The sequence below is a fragment of the Fulvivirga lutimaris genome (assembly GCF_009711525.1).
Taxonomy (GTDB): domain Bacteria; phylum Bacteroidota; class Bacteroidia; order Cytophagales; family Cyclobacteriaceae; genus Fulvivirga; species Fulvivirga lutimaris.
Window position 1 is genome coordinate 1 of record NZ_SMLV01000357.1, and the last position, 18,782, is coordinate 18,782.

Below are 18,782 nucleotides of genomic sequence, written 5' to 3' on the forward strand. Positions count from 1 at the left end.
AAAAAAAAGAAGATCAGAGTGCAAATTCTGAAGAATTTGATCAGGCAGAGTCTGATTTGAAAGAACAAATTCAGGAAGTGGTTTATGAGATTCCTTCACCTTCAGAAATTCCTTTTTTACTTGAAGCCACAGGAGCCGAATTCAACGGATCTTTAATCAATGATAATGCTAAGGCTACCAGCTACATGTCAATTAATGATAAATCTGCCTTAAACTTAGGCGTATATGCTACTGACATTGGTTATTTGGTATCTTACGACAAGGTGCAAGAATCATTAACTTACCTTAGTACTGCTAAAAAATTGGCTGATGATCTAGGGATAACAGGATCATTTGACGTGAGTTTAGTGAAAAGGTTTGAAGACAACCTTTCTAGAAAAGACTCATTGGCTCATTTATTAAACTCAACTATCAACAAAACTGAGTCTTATCTTAAAGATGATAATAGAAACAGGCTTGCTGGTCTTGTTGTTGCAGGTAGTTTTATCGAAGGACTTTATATCTCTACGCAATTAATAAAGAGCTATCCTAAGGATATTCTTCCTGAAGATAGCAGAAACCTTGTTTTGACACCTTTGATCAGAGTGGTTTTAGAACAACAAAAAGCTTGTGGAGATTTGACATCTATGCTTGAAGGACTGGATTCTTCTAATCCTGTAGATCAGCTTTTGGCAAACCTTAACCTTTTGAATAAAAGCTATGCTGCTCTAAATATCGAAGAGCAAATTAAAAATAATAGAGCTGACCTTGTATTGTCAGACAAAACTTTAGCTGACATTACCGCTACTGTAGAAGAAATGAGAAAAGGACTGGTTGAATAAATTCTCCAGTTGCCAAATCCTTAAAGAAGGGGTTGAATTTAATTCAATCCCTTTTTTTATAAATTCAAAGAATTATATTAGTGATTCTATTCCAAAACCGGACAGCTCATGAGTGAACCCTTACTTAAAGCAATAATTCAATTATTCGCCATTGTGGCAAAGGAAGATGAGGTTACTGAGCAGGAAAGAGAACAGATTGAAGCCTTCCTTCTTGAGCATTTAAATAAAAATGCCGTTTCCGGTTATTTAAAGGAATTTGATGCCTATTGCGACACCATTACTGTATCAGCTGGTGTAAGTGCTGATGAAGAGCATAAAAGAATCTCTGATATATGTGGGCACATCAATGCTGAATTAACTCAAAAACAGAAGGTTGTCATCATTTTAGAATTGATGGGAATCATCTTAGCCGATGGTCATATATCTGATCGCGAGGCTGAGCTAGTAAAATATATTGGTGACGCATTTAATGTAACTGATAATGAAATAAAGGCAATTAACACCTTTGTTACAGGTAAAGATGTCAACGAACTTCAGCACGAGCGCATTCTCATCATAGATGATGAGGACTATCAAAAATCGACTTTTAAGCATATAAAAAGATCGGGGCTCAAAGGTTTTGTTGCTATACTTCATGTAGAAATTGCCGATACCTATTTTATAAAGTACCTAGGACCTGCAGATATATTTTTAAATGGTGTGCCTCTTAAGTCTGGCAAAAGAGCTGTATTGGCAATTGGATCAACCATCAGGACCGATAAGATCAGTCCAGTTTACTATGGTGATGTAATAGGCCCCTTCATGAAGTCTGGTAATGAAAAGAAGATTTCATTCGAAGCGAAAGACATCTCTTTCAAATTTAAAGGCGGTAAACTGGGTCTTCGTCATATCAACATTTTTGAAGAATCAGGCAAGTTAATCGGGCTTATGGGTGCCAGTGGTGCTGGTAAATCTACGCTACTGAATGTTCTAAATAGCAATGAGGTGCCCTCTGAGGGCCATGTGCTTATTAATGGCATTGATATCCATAGAGAGAAGGAAAAGATAAAAGGGGTTATCGGTTTTGTTCCACAGGATGACCTGCTAATAGAGGAGCTTACTGTTTATGAAAATCTATACTATGCAGCCAAGCTTTGTTTTGACAATTTAAGTCATGATGAAGTGGAAGCACTCGTACTTAAAACACTAGATAACCTAGGTCTTTCGGAAACCGCTGATTTAAAAGTAGGTTCCCCTTTGGACAAGACCATTAGTGGCGGGCAGAGAAAGCGATTGAATATAGGTCTTGAATTATTAAGAGAACCAGCAGTTCTGTTTGTGGATGAACCTACTTCAGGTTTGTCGTCAAGAGACTCCGAGAATATAATGGATCTGCTTAAAGAACTTACACTTAAGGGTAAGTTGATCTTTGTAGTTATCCATCAGCCATCTTCAGACATATTTAAAATGTTTGACAAGCTGGTAATATTAGACACTGGAGGTTATCAGATTTATTATGGCAATCCTGTTGAGGCGGTGGTGTATTTTAAAGATACAATCAACCTTATTAACAGTGATGAAGGCGAATGCCATGAATGTGGTAACGTAAACCCTGAACAGATCTTCAATATCATTGAAACCAGGGTTATCAATGAATATGGAAACTTTACTAATGAAAGAAAGATTTCCCCTGAACAATGGAATCAACTCTATCTTGATAAAACAAAGTTAAAAGGTGTTAAGGCAATTAACGAGGCACCTGAGTCGACACTTAATATTCCTAACAGAATTAAGCAGTTCAGCCTATTTACCACCAGAGATTTCCTATCAAAGCTTAGCAACAAGCAATACCTACTCATAAACCTTTTAGAGGCACCTGTTCTGGCCTTTGTGCTAGCTTATATTGTTCGGTATCATAATACCAACAACTCGCTCAATCTTGGTTATGTATTCAGTCAAAACCTAAATGTACCGGCTTACCTGTTTATGAGTGTAATAGTGGCCTTGTTTATGGGCCTCACGGTTAGTGCCGAAGAGATTATAAGAGATAGAAAAATACTCAAACGGGAGTCATTTCTAAACCTAAGTCGGAGCAGTTACCTCCTATCAAAAGTGTTCATTCTGTTTTCATTATCAGCGATACAGACCTTCACATTTGTACTGATAGGAAATACAATTCTAGAGATTCATGGAATGCTTATAACGCATTGGATGATCCTTTTCTCCACTTCATGTCTGGCTAACATGATGGGCTTAAATATTTCCTCTGGCTTTAATTCAGCCGTTACAATTTATATCATCATCCCTATTCTGCTTATCCCACAGCTGGTTTTAAGCGGAGTAGTCGTGAAATTTGACAAACTAAACCCTGATTTAAGTAGTGCCGGAAAGGTGCCTTTAGTTGGTGATTTTATGGCTTCAAGATGGGCTTTTGAAGCCGCCATGGTTGCCCAATTCAGGGATAATGATTTCGAGCAAATATTCTATCCTTATGAGAAGGTATTAGCTGAATGTGATTATAAGAAAATTTATTACATTCCTAGTCTTGAAACTAAGCTTGAATACAGCCTCAACAACTTCAAAAACAAGGAAAAACCTGAAGTAGCGGAGAAACTGAAAGAAAGCCTCGCACTCTTGCGTTTTGAAATTGATAGAGAGTTGCAAACTGTTGGTGATCAACATTTTGAGCACCTAGATAAGCTTAACATTAATGACTTTGATTCTGCAGTTTACAATTACACCTATGAGTTTCTCGAGGTTGTAAGAAAATTCTATGCAATCAGGTACAACAAAGCAGATGCGGCTCGTGAAAAAATTATTCTCGATATGACTAGCTCGCCTGAGAAAAGAGCTGAGTTTGACAAACTTAAAGAGCTATATCGCAATGAGACCATTGTCGAGATTGTTAAAAACCAAAATGAACCCCATAGAATTATAGAAGAAGACGGGCGGCTTGTTCAAAAGATCTACCCTATTTACAATGATCCTGATCCTGACCACTTATTCGATTATCGAGCACAGTTCTATGTGCCTAACAAGCAATTCTTAGGCATTACGTTAGACACACTGCACTTCAATCTTTATGTGATCTGGTTTATGTCGATCTTTATGGGAGGAACCCTATATTTCGACCTGCTCAGGAAATTTATCAACTCTATTGAGAATACACTAAGGAGGTTTAAAAAGTAATGAAAGTCCATAAGGACATTATTGCCATAGGCCTTTTTATCCTTACACTTGTAGTGCTCTGGTTAGTACTCGGCCTTTAGCTTAAGCCAGTTATCTTACCATTATTATCAATGTCCATACCTTCAGCGGCAGGTACGGCAGGCAGGCCTGGCATTCTGAGCATATTCCCAGTTATGGGTACACAAAATCCTGCCCCGGCAGCAATTTCTATTTCACGAACTGTCAGGGTAAACTTCTCAGGTTTGCCCAGCGCTTTTGGGTCATCGCTAAAAGAGTATTGTGTTTTAGCAATACAGATTGGCTTATCATTCAAACCTATACGCTCAATCTTTCTAAGGTTTTGTTTAGCCTTCGGCAAAAATTCAACGTCTTGAGCTCCATAAACTTTACGAGCTACTGCTTCTATTTTTTCTTTTACGGATAACTTCCAATCATACGTTGGTTTATAGGGCTTGCTACTAGATTCTACAGCTTCCACTACTTTTTTAGCCAGAGCAGTGCATCCTTCGCCTCCAAACTCCCAACCTTCCCCAATGGCCACTTTAACTCCCAGCTCTTCGCAGCGTTTGATCACAATATCAATTTCCTCTTTCGAGTCAGTTACAAATTTATTAACACTCACTACTCCCGGTAATCCATACGTTTTGATGTTTTCTATATGTTTTTCAAGGTTAGCCAGGCCTTTCACTAGAGCAACTGTATTTGGTTCTTTAAGCTCATTCAGTGATTGTCCGCCATGATACTTAAGTGCTCTAATGGTAGCCACTATTACAATAGCCTTAGGGCTTAATCCAGAATAGCCACACTTAATATTAAGAAACTTCTCAGCTCCCAAATCTGCTCCAAAACCAGCTTCTGTTACCACATAGTCAGATAAGGACATTCCCATTTTTGTTGCTATTACAGAATTGGTTCCTTGTGCAATGTTAGCAAAAGGCCCCCCATGGATGATGGCAGGATTACCCTCTAAGGTTTGAACCAGATTTGGCTTAATGGCATCCTTAAGCAAAGCTGCCATAGCACCATGGGCATTTAGATCTCTGGCGAATATTGCATTCCCATCATAAGTATCACCAACATAAATATTACCCATCTTTTCTTTCAGGTCATCCATATCTTTTGCAAGGCAAAGGATCGCCATTATCTCAGAAGCAGCAGTAATATTAAAGCCTGTTTGACGCATCATGCCTCCAGGCTTACCTCCCATCCCCGATACAATCTCGCGTAAAGATCGGTCATTCATATCCATCACTCTCTTCCACTCCACTGTCCGGGGGTCAATACCTAAGTTATTTTTAGATGACTGAATATTATTATCTATCAGAGCCGCCAGTAAATTATTAGCCTTTTCAATTGCTGCAAAATCTCCAGTGAAATGTAAATTAATGTCCTCCATGGGTACTACCTGGCTATAGCCACCGCCAGCAGCTCCACCCTTCATACCAAACACGGGACCTAAAGAAGGCTCACGTAGCACCACACATGTCTTCTTACCAATCTTATTAAGCCCTTCGGACAAACCAATGGATGTTGTAGTTTTCCCTTCACCAGCTGGCGTTGGAGTCATGGCTGTAACCAAAACCAAATTGTTTTTTGTTACCGCCTTTTCATCTATTAAGTTCAACGGTAGTTTAGCCTTGTGTTTACCATACATTTCTAAATCCGACTCATCAACCCCTACTCCACTTGCTATTTCTTTAATGTGTTTTAACGTTGCTGACTGCGCTATTTCTAAATCAGATTTATATTGTTTATTTGACATAATTAGATGGCTTTAATCTATATATTTAATCCTAAGTACTTCGGCTAATTTAAAGAAATAAGATGAATGCCAACAACTCCCGCAAACGTTTTAAATTCAAGCAATTTGAATTAACACATCATAACAGCACCATGAAAGTGGGAACAGATGGTGTACTTTTAGGTTCATGGGTGGAAGTACATGAAAACAAAAATATTTTAGATGTAGGAACGGGTTGTGGCCTCATTGCTTTGATGGCTGCCCAAAGAAACAGTAACGGAATAATTGACGCCATAGACATTGATGGTCCATCCATAGAAGAAGCAAAGTCAAACTTAGACGCATCTCCATGGAAGACCCGATTAAATGCAATTCAAACATCACTTCAGGATTTTGAACCTGAGAAGAAATATGATCATATACTTAGCAACCCGCCTTTCTTTGAAAGCGGCACTATAAGTCCCGTAAGTGAAAGGCATAAAGCCAGGCATACTGTTACATTGCCCATCAATGAGTTAATAACACATACCTACAGGTTACTGACTAATAATGGTAGACTATCAGTAATTATTCCATGCAATCTAGAACCTCAACTTGCAAATTATGGAGAAGAGAAGGGTTTCTTTCTTATAAGAAAAACCCTTTTTTACTCAAAAAAAGGGAATAAACCTGAGCGCTCATTGCTATGTCTATCTAAGATTGAGCAAAATCTAGAGCCAAACAACCTTGTCCATTATAATGATGATGGAACTTGGACTGAAGGCTATAAAAATTTAACAAAAGATTATCATATTAAATTATAGCATGGAAGTACTACATCAGGAAACCGAAAATAAAGGGAGGTTTTACATCAGCAATGAAAATGAAGTAGCAGGTGAAATGACTTACTCTAAGGCAGGTGATAATAAATTTATCATAGACCATACAGAAGTAAATGATAATTTCAGAGGTCAGAATTTAGGTCTTAAACTTGTAACTGCAGCTGTAGAAATGGCCCGTAAAAACAATATGAAAATTATGCCGTTGTGCCCATTTGCTAAGCGAGTTTTTGAAAAAACCGCTGAATTTAGCGATGTGTTATGGTAATGTAAACATTCTTTGAACATTAGCTTTAGTCAATCTCATAGATTATATTTGGTAAGCTTTATAAGTTGATTAGGGCGAAGATTGATTATTGTATGACTTGTTTTCATAGATTTCAAACCTCCTACTCTACTGTAAGTTATATTTTAAACAATCTTATTTACAATGAATATTTTCGTAGCAAAATTAAATTTTAGAACCACCAGCGAACAATTGCAAGCACATTTTGAGACGTATGGTGAAGTATCATCGGCCAAAGTTATTTTTGATAAAGTAACTCAAAGGTCTAAAGGTTTTGGCTTTGTTGAAATGCCTGATGACAATGCAGCTCAAGAAGCTATTGAAGGACTTAATGAAACTGAATTCGATGGGCGAACCATAGTGGTTAAAAAGGCAAATCCTAGAAACGACTAATAAGAATTAGCTTAAGTTATATGTAGCAGAGATCACTCTCTGCTATTTTTTTTAAAAAAATATTCAACGACACAACATTAATGTTTAAACATCGTTTATATTTGCATCACATAAAAAAGACACTATTATGAAAAAATTAATTTTATCAATCGGACTTTTAGTAGGTGCAACATTTACTTATGGTCAAACAGAATGGACAATTGACAAATCTCACTCTTCTGTAGGATTTGCTGTAACTCACCTTGTAATATCAGAAGTTGAAGGACAATTTAATGACTTCGATGCCAAGGTTGTAAGCACAAGCGATGACTTTGCTGGTTCAACAGTTGAATTTACTGCCAAGGCAGCTTCAATTGATACCGACAATGAGCAAAGAGATACTCACTTGAAATCAGATGACTTTTTCAATGCTGAGAAGTTTCCTGAAGTAAAATTTAATGGTAAAATCGTAAAAAATGGAGCTAAATATCAATTAGTAGGTAAATTTACGATGAGAGATGTGACTAAAGATGTTACATTTGATGTTAAGTACAACGGTACTATTAAAGACCCTTGGGGAAATATCAAATCTGGTTTTAAAGTAACTGGTACGGTAAACAGAAAAGAATACGGATTGAAATGGGGAGCTTTAACTGAAGCTGGTGGAGCAGTTGTTAGTGACGAAGTTGAAATCGCAGTGAATGTGGAGCTGCAGAAAAAAGGATAATAAAAAGTGGGGTTGAGTAATCTCAACCCCTATTTTAGCATATGCGAATAGAAGAAGAAATACATCAAAAGAAATTTCGTAGCGAATTACAAAAAGCTACCATCAATTTATTATTTACTTCCAATTGGCTTACCAACAGGCATAAAGATTTTTTTAAGCTTCACGGCCTTACTCCTCAACAGTTCAATGTGCTTAGAATTTTAAGAGGCCAATATCCTGGCTCTATCTCTACATCAGAAATTAAAGCCCGAATGCTTGATAAAAACTCTGATGCCTCAAGAATTGTAGATCGTCTCACCCTTAAGGGATGGATTACAAAGAAAGTGTGTCCTGATGACAGGAGACTCGTAGATGTTACCATAAATGATGATGGACTTAACCTTTTAACCCGAATGGATGCAGACACTAATGCTCTTGACGAATCTCTTGGGCTTAGTGAATCTGATGCCGAGCAGCTTAACAGGCTACTCGACAAATTACGCTCGTAATACTTTTACTACTAACTGCTACAAAGCCTCAAGTTCGGCTTTTACAAAATTCATAAGGTCTTTAATGTAGGCTTGACTAAAATCAAATTTGATATTAGCTGCAGCATATACTTCCGGTATTGATTTGGTGTAACCCAATTTTAGTGCATTCATATACCCTTCCAGTCCCTTCTGAGCATTCTCTTTATAGTTTTTCCATACCGCAACTGCGCCAAGTTGCGCCATACCATACTCTATGTAATAGAAAGGCACCTCATATAAGTGCAGTTGTTTTTGCCACATATACTTCTTATTCTCTTCAAGGCCACCCCAATCGGTAATGTTATCTGAAAATTCTTCAAATATTCTTAGCCACGCTGCATGTCTTTCTTCCAAGGTATGATTAGCATTTTCATAGAGCCAATGCTGGAATTTATCGATAGTTGCCACCCATGGTAAAGTTTCTATAATTTGCTCTAAGTGCTCTACCTTGGCTCTTTTTAAATCTTCCTCGTTATCAAAGAAAAGATCCCATTGATCCATGGAAATGAGTTCCATACTCATAGAAGCCAATTCAGCTACTTCTGATGGAGTATTCTTAAAATCGCTGATCTCTAAGTCTCTGGTGAGAAATGAATGTACTGCATGACCACCTTCATGTAATATAGTAATCATGTCACGGTGCGTGGAAGTTGCGTTCATAAAGATAAATGGCACCCCTATTTCAGCCAAAGGATAGTTATATCCGCCTGGAGCTTTACCTTTTCTTGACTCAAGGTCAAGATGCCCCATTTCATTCATTATGGCTAAGCACTGTCCCAGGAATGGGTCAAGTCGCTTAAAGCACTCTATAGTTTTAGCGGTGAGGTCCTTTCCATCTTTAAAGGGCTTCAGTGCCTCTCTGTTTTCAGGATCAACCGCTTTGTCCCAAGGTCTTAATTGATCGACATTTAGTTTTTCCTTTCTATCCTTTGCCAAGGTATTAAGCATAGGTGCAACTTCATGTGCTACAGCATTATGGAATTCAAAGCAATCAGCAGGCTTATAATCAAACCTCCCCATGGCCTTAAACATATAGTCCCTGAAATTATCGAAACCTGTGTTTTTGGCTACCTTATCACGAAGACCGATCAATTTGGTGAACAGCTCATCAAACGTCTCCTTATCCTCCAATCTTCGTCCTGCAATTTTATGATAGATCTCCTCTCTCAGTTTTCTGTCCGTAGATTGAAGGTTTACTGCTGCTTGTTGCAAAGTAAGCTCTTCACCATCATGCTCAACAGTCATAGCACCGCTAATCTGACCGTATTTCTGCGTTTCAGTTTGAATTTCGGTATTGATAGGAATGTTCTCCTCTCTGAATATCTCAATATCCTTCTTCATCTCACGGATCATGATATCAAAGCCGGTTTCTTTTTCAAGTTCAGCCAGGTGTTTAGAGGCTACAGCTTTCTTATTCAGTTGATCACTAATTGGTGCTATTTTAGGCGCTATCTCTGTCACAAAGTATTGGTATGCCTTACTATGCTCTTCATTATCAGTGTAGCAAGTCATTTTGATATACCGCCATCCCGCATCTTCAGATATGATAGACTCAAGTTCACTACGATCTTTGAACCATTGTCTTAGATCCTTATAACTTTCAATAGTCCTATTCTTAAGCTCATCAAAATAAGGAGCTAAACCTTCCCAGCTTTCTACTTTAAAATCTTCAGGAATAAAAGTTCTTTGAGGTCTTGATGGTATATCAATCATATTAATTATACTTCTAATCTTAAGGTTTGTTTTATCAATTGCGAAAAAGGGGTTATAACTTTTACCCTATTTCTATCACCACATCATCGGTTAAAGGATGCCCAACACAAGTCAGAACAAAGCCTTCGTCCAGCTCAGATTCTGAAAGTCCTTCTTCTTCATCCAGTTTTACCTTGCCAGACACACATTTACCTCTACAGGCTGTGCAAAGTCCACTTTGGCATGAGTAAGGTAAATCAATACCCAGATCAAGCGCTGTCTCAAGTATGGAATTTCCAGGCTCCACGGTAAACTTATGCTCATCACCATCATAGATTACTGTTACCTCTCTAGTCATTATTTCACCAGACTCAGCAGCTACTTCTTTTTCAGCTTTGTCAATAGTTCCGGCTACGAAACTTTCTTTAAAGATGGTTTCTTTAGGAATGTTCTGCTCCTCCAGAAGATTTTCAACATTCTTCATCATCCCTTCAGGGCCACACATCAGGTATCTGGTGTTTTCATTTCCCCAAGAAGGAATGCGTTCGAATATCTTAACCAGCATGTCGTGGTTTAGTAGACCACTATGCCCCTGCCAGTTCATTGGAGCATCATCCAAGATATGAATTACATGAAGCCTGCCTTCAAAATCCGTTTGAAGTTGATCGAACTCACTCTTAAAAATTATACTGTCAATATCTCTATTGCAATAAATTAATGATGCAATGCTATTAGGCTCCTGATCGAGCATGGTTTTGATAATAGACATCATTGGTGTAATACCACTACCTCCAGCAAACATCACCAAATGTCTCTTATTATTGGCATCGTATTCTGTAGTGAATACCCCCATCGGTTCCATGATCTTCATGGTGTCGCCAACGTTCAGGTTATCAGGTAACCAGTTGGACATCAAACCACCGTCCACTCTTTTTACCGTAACAGCCAAGTCTTCATCTACAAAAGGAGATGAACACAAAGAATATGCTCTTCTTACTTCTTTACCATCAATGGTATTGATCAGGGTCAAAAACTGCCCTGATTTGTAATTAACCTTCTCAGCAGGCTGATCGAACACAATGGTAATTGCGTCTTTGGTTTCTTTTATGATATTTTTAACGTTCAGGTTTAAGTATTTGCTACCACCCGATGACGATTTCTTGTCACTATCCTTGTTCTTTTTGAAAAAACTAAATGCCATGTTCTAGATGTTTAACCAATAAGTCATTTTTAAAACCAGAGCTCTACTCTTTACACCAAAGTCCTGTGGAAAGTAGTTCTCTGCATAAACAACAAACAGATCAGAAACAGGTTTAAAACGCCATTGGAAACGAGCATTTAAATTCATGTTATCCGCTTGTTCGTTATATTGTACAAAGGTAGTAAGGAATAACTTATCAGTGAAGGTAATATCGAATCTTGGACCAATTAACCAGAAATTAGTATCAGCGAAAGGTTCAGGGAAATTATAAAGGTCGTTGTAGTCCACAGACAATGTTACTAATCCAAAAGGTTGAAATCTATAATTAACTTCACCTCTGATGTTTCTTCTATTGCCATTATAAAAACCACCATCATTATACCTTACTTCATACGAGAACTTTTTTCTAGCATCAGACTCATATCGAATTGAAAAACCAGACCATTCAAACTCCTCACCTATCTGAAGCTTCTGAAACTCTAAACTGTCAGGTAATTGCCTTGTTGGGTCGAATTCACTTCGCAGCTTGACGTAATCGCTGCTATATCTTACAGAAAAATTAGAAGTATTTAGGTAGGTGACACTATAATCTATCCCATACCTCATATCCGTCTTTTCGAAATCAGAATTGGTATAATAACGGAAATCCATACCAGGTCCATGACGCACAATCCTAGAGTTCTCAGGGTAAAAATTATAATCATTAAAAGTCTCTAGTTGAATAATATCTTTCCTTTGTACGAAACCTGTCTCAGCATTGTAACCTTCTCCTACAGCGCCTACTTTTCCCCTCAATCGCACATTTCTGGTATTATATCCTAAAAACATGCCTGATGCATAAGCATCATCTTTTTGATCCTCGTCAAAAGAACGATAATAGAAAAAGTCGCCTTCCCATTTACTGTCATCGGATAGCAAATTATAATCAATACCCACTACCCTATTATACGCAGTGGTTGACGAAATATTCTCATCTTCATCAAAACCTACCGCCTGTCTATTTACTGCTGTAATACCAATATTTGATCGACCAAAAATTCTTCTTCTAATTACGCCAACAGAGTAATTTTGCGGCAATAACTTATAAGTATTATCTAACTCGTCAACTCCGGTAAGCCTACCTACATCACTCCCTTTAGTCTGCATGTTTAGGATTCCGACCCGCCAATCTCTGCCAATATTACCACTGAGTCTAGCTCCATAAAGAATAGGTATCTGCTGTGCATTTCCAGCTGTATCACTTCCAATACCTATTCTTCGACTAAAAAATGGACGAGACTCACCAAAACCTTGTTGATCAAACAAATCTTTGTTTTCTAAAAAGAACTGCCGCCTCTCAGGAAAAAATATTTCAAACCTACTTAGGTTAGTTACCTGTCGATCTACCTCTACCTGGGAGAAATCTGGGTTTACGGTCAAATCTAAATTCAAGGAACTGCTTAGCCCAATTTTAGCATCAAATCCCACTTGAGCATCGTTTTCGGTTGCTGTACCTTCCTCAAAATTCTTTGAAGATGCTGCAGAAACAAATGGTATAACCGCTACATTCGGACCGGCCTTCTTTAGTTTTTTATCAAATACAGCTTGCCCAGCAAATGCAAAACTAGATGGTCTATAACCTTGAGGAACCGGTGCCCAAGTTGATTCTTCATTGTTCTTTACATCCTTTCTCAAAAAGATAATGTTCCATTCATCTGCTTTCTCATTATAGCGTATGGTTTTAAAAGGGATTTTCATTTCAAATTCCCATCGATCACCATAATCTATTACTTCTGAAAACCACTTATTATCCCAGTCTGTCGAGACATTTTGACCATTGGTGACTAAACCCTCACGCTGAATTCCTAATGGAGTAACACCAAAAGTAAAACCATTGGTAAAGTCATTAAATGTACCCAGATATATACTTACATTATCATTACGACTAAATCCAAAGTCTCTTTTTAACGACTGAACTACATGTCTTTTCTTTGAATCTACATAACAAATGCCCGCAATATATAAATTGGCATTGTCATAAGTCATCATTACAACCGTTTGTGAGGTTGCAGGTAAAGAATCTTGTGGAAATAGGGTTATAAAATTATCGGCTTTATCTGCTGTCGACCATGTAGACTCGGTCAACTCACCATCTATAACAATTGGCTCAGTGGCTTGAGAGATATTGAGTTTGTATTTGTCAGTGTTAACCTGACCCAATAAAACGCCAGCAAAAAATTGAAACGCTGTAGCAATAAAAAGTATTTTCCTCATTTGGTCTGCAAAACTAGCCAATTGGTTTTCTTTGAGTAAACATTTTACATGAGTGGAAGTTCAATTTTTGTAACTTTGCGCCTTCTTAATATTCAACAGATATAAATTATATGAAGCTCAATAATCTCACTGCCCTTTCTCCTATTGACGGAAGATATAGAAAAGTAACAGAAGGACTTGCTCCCTACCTTTCGGAATTTGGTCTTATAAAATATAGGGTTCAGGTTGAGATTGAATACTTCATTGCGCTTTGTGAGTTACCACTGCCACAGCTCAAAAATGTTGACAACAATTTATTTGATTCCTTAAGAGCTATCTACCAAAATTTCACCGAAGAAGATGCCCTTAAAATCAAGGAGATAGAGAAGGTGACCAACCATGATGTAAAGGCTGTTGAATACCTTATCAAAGAGAAGTTTGATGAGATGGAATTAAGTGACTATAAAGAATTTATTCACTTTGGTCTTACCTCCCAGGATATCAATAATACATCTATTCCTCTTTCACTGATGGAGTCAATTAGCGCTCAACTTTTGCCTTTATTGAATGAAGTAAATACACTTATTGATGCCTTTGCTACGGAATGGAAAGACATTGCCATGCTTGCTAAAACGCACGGTCAGCCTGCATCGCCTACAAGATTAGGTAAGGAATTTAAGGTCTTTAATGAAAGAGTAAACAAGCAATTGGAATTGCTTGCCACTGTTCCTTATTCGGCTAAGTTTGGTGGAGCTACAGGAAACTTTAATGCACATCATGTGGCCTACCCTGAATTTGACTGGGTAGATTTCGGGAATAATTTTGTTAAGAACTATCTAGGCTTGGAAAGAAGTCATCCTACTACACAGATTGAGCATTATGATAACCTAGCGGCCTTATTTGACAACATCAAAAGAATCAATACTATCCTGGTTGACTTAAGCAGGGACATTTGGCAATATGTGGCCAGCAACTATTTTAAGCAAAAGATCAAGGCAGGAGAAATAGGATCATCGGCAATGCCACATAAGGTTAACCCTATCGACTTTGAAAATGCAGAAGGTAACCTGGGAATCGCTAATGCCATATTTGAGCACCTCTCTGCAAAACTTCCTATCTCTAGACTTCAACGAGATCTTACAGACTCGACTGTTTTGAGAAACGTAAGTGTACCTTTAGCTCATACGATCATAGCACTTCAATCATTGAAAAAAGGATTGAATAAGCTTGAGCTTAACCGGGCCGCACTTGATGCTGATCTTGAAGAAAATTGGGCTGTGGTTGCTGAGGCTATTCAGACCGTACTAAGGAGAGAGGGTTATCCAAAACCTTACGAGGCACTGAAAGAGCTGACCCGTAAGAATGAGAAAATCACTAAAGACAGCATTCATAATTTCATTGAAACATTGAATGTTAGTGACGCGATCAAAAGTGAGTTAAAGGTGATCACGCCTTTTAATTATACTGGGGTTTAAGAACTGGGGACTTTAAGAGACTTCTCCATAAAAAACTCAAACTCATCTTCACCAACTACTTTAAAGCCAAACCGCTCATAGAGCCGTTTGGCTGGATTTGCCTTTAGAACTTTCAGTGACAGGCCTTTTTGTTTAGTATGGGCTTGAGATTCAATGATCTCCAGCACCATTTTTCCAAGACCTTTACCCTGATGTTCAGGAGATATCTGGAATTGTATGATATCCAATGACTTTGGCTGCTCCTTGTATTTGATGAAGCCTACAACAGCATTATCTGACCATATCATATGCCCACAGTCGAAGTTCTTCATCACTCGTTTCATGTGTTCATCTTCAGACATAGACCAGCCTACTTCTTCCAGATGCTCACTCATTGTGGCAATTCTCAATGCTAACACTTCCGGCAAGTCATCCTTGATGGCTTTTACCAGTTTAATCTCACTCATATTATTCAATTACCAAAGGAAAGTCCTGACCACGGGAAAAGGTATGAGGAAACTGCATTGCACCTTTATATTTCTTTGAGTACTCCGGCACCTGATCATCCAAATATGACTTCAGTTCATAGATTGTAATCTTGCCATCTTTGGGAGCACCGTCAGCTTTACCAGAAAGTGCCTCCAAAAGAACATGTGTGAAAAGGCCATGTCCCAACTCTGTGAACTCAGTAGCAAATTGCTCGCTGCCGGCAGCAGCTAATATATGAATGCCTGTACTCCGTGATAATTGTGCAAGTGCCTTCTCTTCTCCCGCCCCTCTTTGCGCCAGCATTTCCACACCACCGCCCGACTGGCAAGCATCAATAAAAACAACCTGCTTTAAAGCAGCAATGTTGGTTAATTGCGACTGCATCTCAGTAGCGGTAATGCCGTTCTTTCTTAGTTTATCTTCACTGTAAAGTTTTACATTATCCGTAGGCACAAAGTAAAACTCATTGTCTACCATACTACCATGACCAGCATAATAAAAGAACAAAACATCATTGGGCTTTATTATTTTCGAAAGTTCATTGAGTTTATTAATAATATTATCCTTGGTAGCTTCATAATCATACAGGGTTACCAGCTCAATCTTATCATATAGCTTTTCAGAACTTGACATGATCAACTCCTTAAAGCCTTTAGCATCTGCTGCAGCATAATTGAGATTAAGTGCCTCATTTTCATATTGATTGATACCAATCACCACCAAATAAAGTGTTGACTTCATTTTTTCACCAAAATCAACTCTAACACGGTACTTTTTAGATTCAATATTGCCTTTGCTTTTGGCAGTGGCCTCTATATAATTTGTACCAGGCACTAACTGCACCACCTCATTTAAGACAATGGATTTACCTGGCTTCACCTCCACTGGTTTATCCATAATGATTTTACCGTTGTGTATCAGTCTGGCAGAACTTACTCCTCCTCCAGCGTCTGAAACCTTAACAAAGACATCAATTTTATCCGTCTTGCTGGTCTCATTATTGGGAGGCGAAATAAATTCAATCGTAGGAGGTGGAGATTTTTCAATTTTATCGATCATATTCAATTGATCGCCACCCCGATTATTAAAAGTCTTCTTTAATAAATCAGGTTTATAGAATTCATCAAAAAACTGATCCACACTAAAGCTTTTCATTCCCTGTACAAAAGAAATGTTTTGCATCGCACCGTCAGTAGCATTAAAATAGCCATTGGCATTTATAGCCATCCAATCTTTCTGATTTAGAATAATGTAGGACACCAGCTCCTTGCCAGTGGTCACATCCCAAACTTTGACCATACCATCTTCACTTGCGCTAATAAGTGTTGCATTATCACTACTAAACTCCAATGACGTCACTGAGGCCACATGTCCCACGAGTTTCTTTTCAACAGTACCATTAGCCGCATTTCTGATCCTAATATCTCTGTCCAACCCAGCGGTTGCCAGCTGCATGCCATCATTGCTAAAAGCCGTTGCATAAACAGGTCCTTCATGATCTGACATTCGGGCGCTTTGTAGACCTGAACCTATATTCCAAAATTTAACCTTACCATCCCAGCTTGCAGAGACCGCAGTCTTATTATCTGGTGCAATATCAAAATCATGAATAATGTCTGTGTGTCCCAAAAAGTTGCGGACTTCCATTTTGCTATCAATCTCCCATAGCTTTAAGGTCTTATCAAGACCTGCTATTAACAAGTATATATCATTGTTATAGAATTCTAATTTATAAGGCGCACTTTGTTCAAAGAGTAGCGTTTGTTTCAACTCTCCTGTTTCCAAATCCCAAACTTTTGCGGTGCCATCCCAACTGCCTGTGGCAATACTTTTTTGATCAGCACTAAAAGCCACGTTAAAAATAACATCCCGATGACCAACAAACTCCCTAATCAATTTGCCAGTTGCTACATCCCAAAGCATGGCCTTTCTATCTGCACCTGCTGTAAGTAAGTACTTACCATCAGTAGAAAACTCCGTGCTAAGCACCGCTTTTTCGTGGCCTATGAATTCCTGCGTTATCTTTCCGGAGGCTACTTCCCACATTCTTACAATACTGCCAATCTTGCCTTTCACAAGGTATTTTCCATCAGGGCTTATCCTGACATCGTTTTTAAGACTTGTATACTTTCTGATGTAATAGTCCCAGCTCGATTTATCGTATTCTATACCCGCTTTATCTGTTAGGTTTAAGAAGCCTTGAAATATTGTGATCAAAGCTCCGGTTGTGGAATCATAAAGCCTAACCAATGTATCATCACAAGAAATGGCTATCGTTTTTCCATCCGGGCTGAACCTTGCATCCGTTATTTCTTTATCCAATTCTAGGTTTTGCGCCAGCAGAAGCTTTTTAGATTTTGCGCTATAAATCTTCAAGGAATCCTCAGTGGTGATTAACAGCTTATCATCAAAAAGGTCGATAGAAGTGAATTCTGATGGATTAGTATAATAAGTATCTAAAGTCTTGCCCCCACTCGTTGCCCACAATTTAAGATCACCTTTATTGCTGGCAGAGAATATTTCCTGATCATTTTTAAAAGTGATGAACGTGGCACAACCACCACAGAAACCCTTTTCAGGCTTGTACTCCTCCAGTTTCCCTCCAGAGGCAATATCATAGATCATGACACTTCGGTTATCACCTCCAAATGCCACCTTCTTGACATCAGGACTAAACCTGGCATTTATTCCATAGCCCAGTCCTTTATCCGGGTTTACCTTAAAAGTCTTAAGCATTTCACCTGAAGCCACATCCCAGAGTTTAGCTTCCCAATCAAAACCACCTGTGATCAGCAACTTGTTATCATGACTCAATGCCACCGAAGTCAAATAGTCAGTATGGCCACTAAAGGTCTTTATTAATTCTCCGGTACTGATGTTCCACATCTTTGCAGTTTTATCAGCGCTACTGCTGATAAAGAACTTACCATCAGCACTAACTGCTATATCATTTACGGTTGACTGATGTCCAAGAAATGACCTCAGCTCACGTCCGGTGTTCACCTCCCAAAGTTTTATGGATTTATCACGGCTGCCCGTTAGTAGATATTTACCATCTGGAGTAAAAGCAACCGCCTTTACCGCTTCATAATGTCCTCTTTGAACAACCGTCTCAATTCTTTGCGCCAGAACTGATGAATATAAAAAGAGACCTGTTAGGGTCAAAAGAATGATGTTCCTTATCATAACATGAAATTATAAGTTCTTTTTGGGAATTGCATGATGACGCCTGCAAATAAAACCAGATAAAATCATCTCCAGATTTCCTAAAT

The 18,782-nt window shown here is 38.3% G+C and carries 13 protein-coding genes and 1 pseudogene; 8 read left to right on the plus strand and 6 right to left on the minus strand.

The annotated features are described in order from the left end of the window. Both E1140_RS21440 and E1140_RS09015 read left to right on the plus strand, forming a co-directional pair. A pseudogene (locus E1140_RS21440) lies at positions 1 to 821 on the plus strand (hypothetical protein); the annotation flags it as partial. A 108-nt stretch (positions 822 to 929) separates the two neighbouring features. Continuing rightward, positions 930 to 3,989, plus strand: coding sequence for an ATP-binding cassette domain-containing protein (locus E1140_RS09015; protein ID WP_155182051.1), 3,060 nt, complete (start codon positions 930 to 932; stop codon positions 3,987 to 3,989). Between the two features lie 76 nt (positions 3,990 to 4,065). On the opposite strand, the gene E1140_RS09020 is transcribed toward E1140_RS09015, so the two are convergent. Continuing rightward, a complete protein-coding gene (locus E1140_RS09020) occupies positions 4,066 to 5,751 on the minus strand; it encodes a formate--tetrahydrofolate ligase (protein WP_155182054.1) in 1,686 nt (561 codons plus the stop codon). 62 nt (positions 5,752 to 5,813) lie between these two features. On the opposite strand from E1140_RS09020, the gene E1140_RS09025 reads away from it, so the two are divergent. The 5 genes from E1140_RS09025 to E1140_RS09045 all read left to right on the plus strand — a co-directional run bounded on the left by E1140_RS09025 (position 5,814) and on the right by E1140_RS09045 (position 8,421). Further along, positions 5,814 to 6,533 (plus strand): tRNA1(Val) (adenine(37)-N6)-methyltransferase, encoded by a 720-nt coding sequence (locus E1140_RS09025; protein WP_155182057.1) that lies wholly within the window; start codon positions 5,814 to 5,816, stop codon positions 6,531 to 6,533. 1 nt (position 6,534) lies between these two features. Continuing rightward, positions 6,535 to 6,816, plus strand: coding sequence for a GNAT family N-acetyltransferase (locus E1140_RS09030; RefSeq protein ID WP_155182059.1), 282 nt, complete (start codon positions 6,535 to 6,537; stop codon positions 6,814 to 6,816). 162 nt (positions 6,817 to 6,978) lie between these two features. Beyond that, positions 6,979 to 7,227 carry an RNA recognition motif domain-containing protein gene (locus E1140_RS09035; RefSeq protein ID WP_155182062.1) on the plus strand — a complete coding sequence of 83 codons (249 nt, stop codon included), beginning with the start codon at positions 6,979 to 6,981 and terminating at the stop codon, positions 7,225 to 7,227. 127 nt (positions 7,228 to 7,354) lie between these two features. Beyond that, entirely contained in the window at positions 7,355 to 7,933 is a 579-nt protein-coding gene (locus E1140_RS09040) for a YceI family protein (RefSeq protein WP_155182065.1), read from the plus strand. A gap of 41 nt (positions 7,934 to 7,974) precedes the next feature. Beyond that, positions 7,975 to 8,421: a MarR family winged helix-turn-helix transcriptional regulator gene (locus tag E1140_RS09045; protein ID WP_155182068.1), complete on the plus strand. Its 447-nt coding sequence runs from the start codon at positions 7,975 to 7,977 to the stop codon at positions 8,419 to 8,421. 18 nt (positions 8,422 to 8,439) lie between these two features. On the opposite strand, the gene E1140_RS09050 is transcribed toward E1140_RS09045, so the two are convergent. The 3 genes from E1140_RS09050 to E1140_RS09060 form a co-directional block, all read right to left on the minus strand. After that, complete coding sequence (locus tag E1140_RS09050) at positions 8,440 to 10,155, minus strand: M3 family oligoendopeptidase (RefSeq protein ID WP_155182071.1); 1,716 nt, start codon at positions 10,153 to 10,155, stop codon at positions 8,440 to 8,442. 61 nt (positions 10,156 to 10,216) lie between these two features. Further along, positions 10,217 to 11,335: a ferredoxin--NADP reductase gene (locus E1140_RS09055; protein ID WP_155182074.1), complete on the minus strand. Its 1,119-nt coding sequence runs from the start codon at positions 11,333 to 11,335 to the stop codon at positions 10,217 to 10,219. Positions 11,336 to 11,338: 3 nt separating this feature from the next. Then, entirely contained in the window at positions 11,339 to 13,588 is a 2,250-nt protein-coding gene (locus E1140_RS09060) for a DUF5916 domain-containing protein (protein WP_155182077.1), read from the minus strand. Positions 13,589 to 13,698: 110 nt separating this feature from the next. Between E1140_RS09060 and purB the strand changes: the two genes are divergently transcribed. Continuing rightward, positions 13,699 to 15,042 (plus strand): adenylosuccinate lyase, encoded by a 1,344-nt coding sequence (gene purB, locus E1140_RS09065; RefSeq protein WP_155182079.1) that lies wholly within the window; start codon positions 13,699 to 13,701, stop codon positions 15,040 to 15,042. Here the strand turns inward: purB and E1140_RS09070 are convergent. Both E1140_RS09070 and E1140_RS09075 read right to left on the minus strand, forming a co-directional pair. Beyond that, complete coding sequence (locus E1140_RS09070; RefSeq protein WP_155182082.1) at positions 15,039 to 15,488, minus strand: GNAT family N-acetyltransferase; 450 nt, start codon at positions 15,486 to 15,488, stop codon at positions 15,039 to 15,041. The genes purB and E1140_RS09070 overlap by 4 nt on opposite strands. A gap of 1 nt (position 15,489) precedes the next feature. Next, positions 15,490 to 18,696, minus strand: coding sequence for a WD40 domain-containing protein (locus tag E1140_RS09075; protein WP_155182085.1), 3,207 nt, complete (start codon positions 18,694 to 18,696; stop codon positions 15,490 to 15,492). Between the last annotated feature and the right edge of the window lie 86 nt (positions 18,697 to 18,782).

Bases quoted from the DNA above. Each gene is read 5' to 3' on its own strand.
- purB (WP_155182079.1), top strand. From the start codon at position 13,699: ATGAAGCTCAATAATCTCACTGCCCTTTCTCCTATTGACGGAAGATAT.
- E1140_RS09060 (WP_155182077.1), bottom strand. From the start codon at position 13,588: ATGAGGAAAATACTTTTTATTGCTACAGCGTTTCAATTTTTTGCTGGC.
- E1140_RS09045 (WP_155182068.1), top strand. From the start codon at position 7,975: ATGCGAATAGAAGAAGAAATACATCAAAAGAAATTTCGTAGCGAATTA.
- E1140_RS09070 (WP_155182082.1), bottom strand. From the start codon at position 15,488: ATGAGTGAGATTAAACTGGTAAAAGCCATCAAGGATGACTTGCCGGAA.
- E1140_RS09030 (WP_155182059.1), top strand. From the start codon at position 6,535: ATGGAAGTACTACATCAGGAAACCGAAAATAAAGGGAGGTTTTACATC.
- E1140_RS09040 (WP_155182065.1), top strand. From the start codon at position 7,355: ATGAAAAAATTAATTTTATCAATCGGACTTTTAGTAGGTGCAACATTT.
- E1140_RS09035 (WP_155182062.1), top strand. From the start codon at position 6,979: ATGAATATTTTCGTAGCAAAATTAAATTTTAGAACCACCAGCGAACAA.
- E1140_RS09015 (WP_155182051.1), top strand. From the start codon at position 930: ATGAGTGAACCCTTACTTAAAGCAATAATTCAATTATTCGCCATTGTG.
- E1140_RS09075 (WP_155182085.1), bottom strand. From the start codon at position 18,696: ATGATAAGGAACATCATTCTTTTGACCCTAACAGGTCTCTTTTTATAT.
- E1140_RS09020 (WP_155182054.1), bottom strand. From the start codon at position 5,751: ATGTCAAATAAACAATATAAATCTGATTTAGAAATAGCGCAGTCAGCA.
- E1140_RS09025 (WP_155182057.1), top strand. From the start codon at position 5,814: ATGAATGCCAACAACTCCCGCAAACGTTTTAAATTCAAGCAATTTGAA.
- E1140_RS09050 (WP_155182071.1), bottom strand. From the start codon at position 10,155: ATGATTGATATACCATCAAGACCTCAAAGAACTTTTATTCCTGAAGAT.
- E1140_RS09055 (WP_155182074.1), bottom strand. From the start codon at position 11,335: ATGGCATTTAGTTTTTTCAAAAAGAACAAGGATAGTGACAAGAAATCG.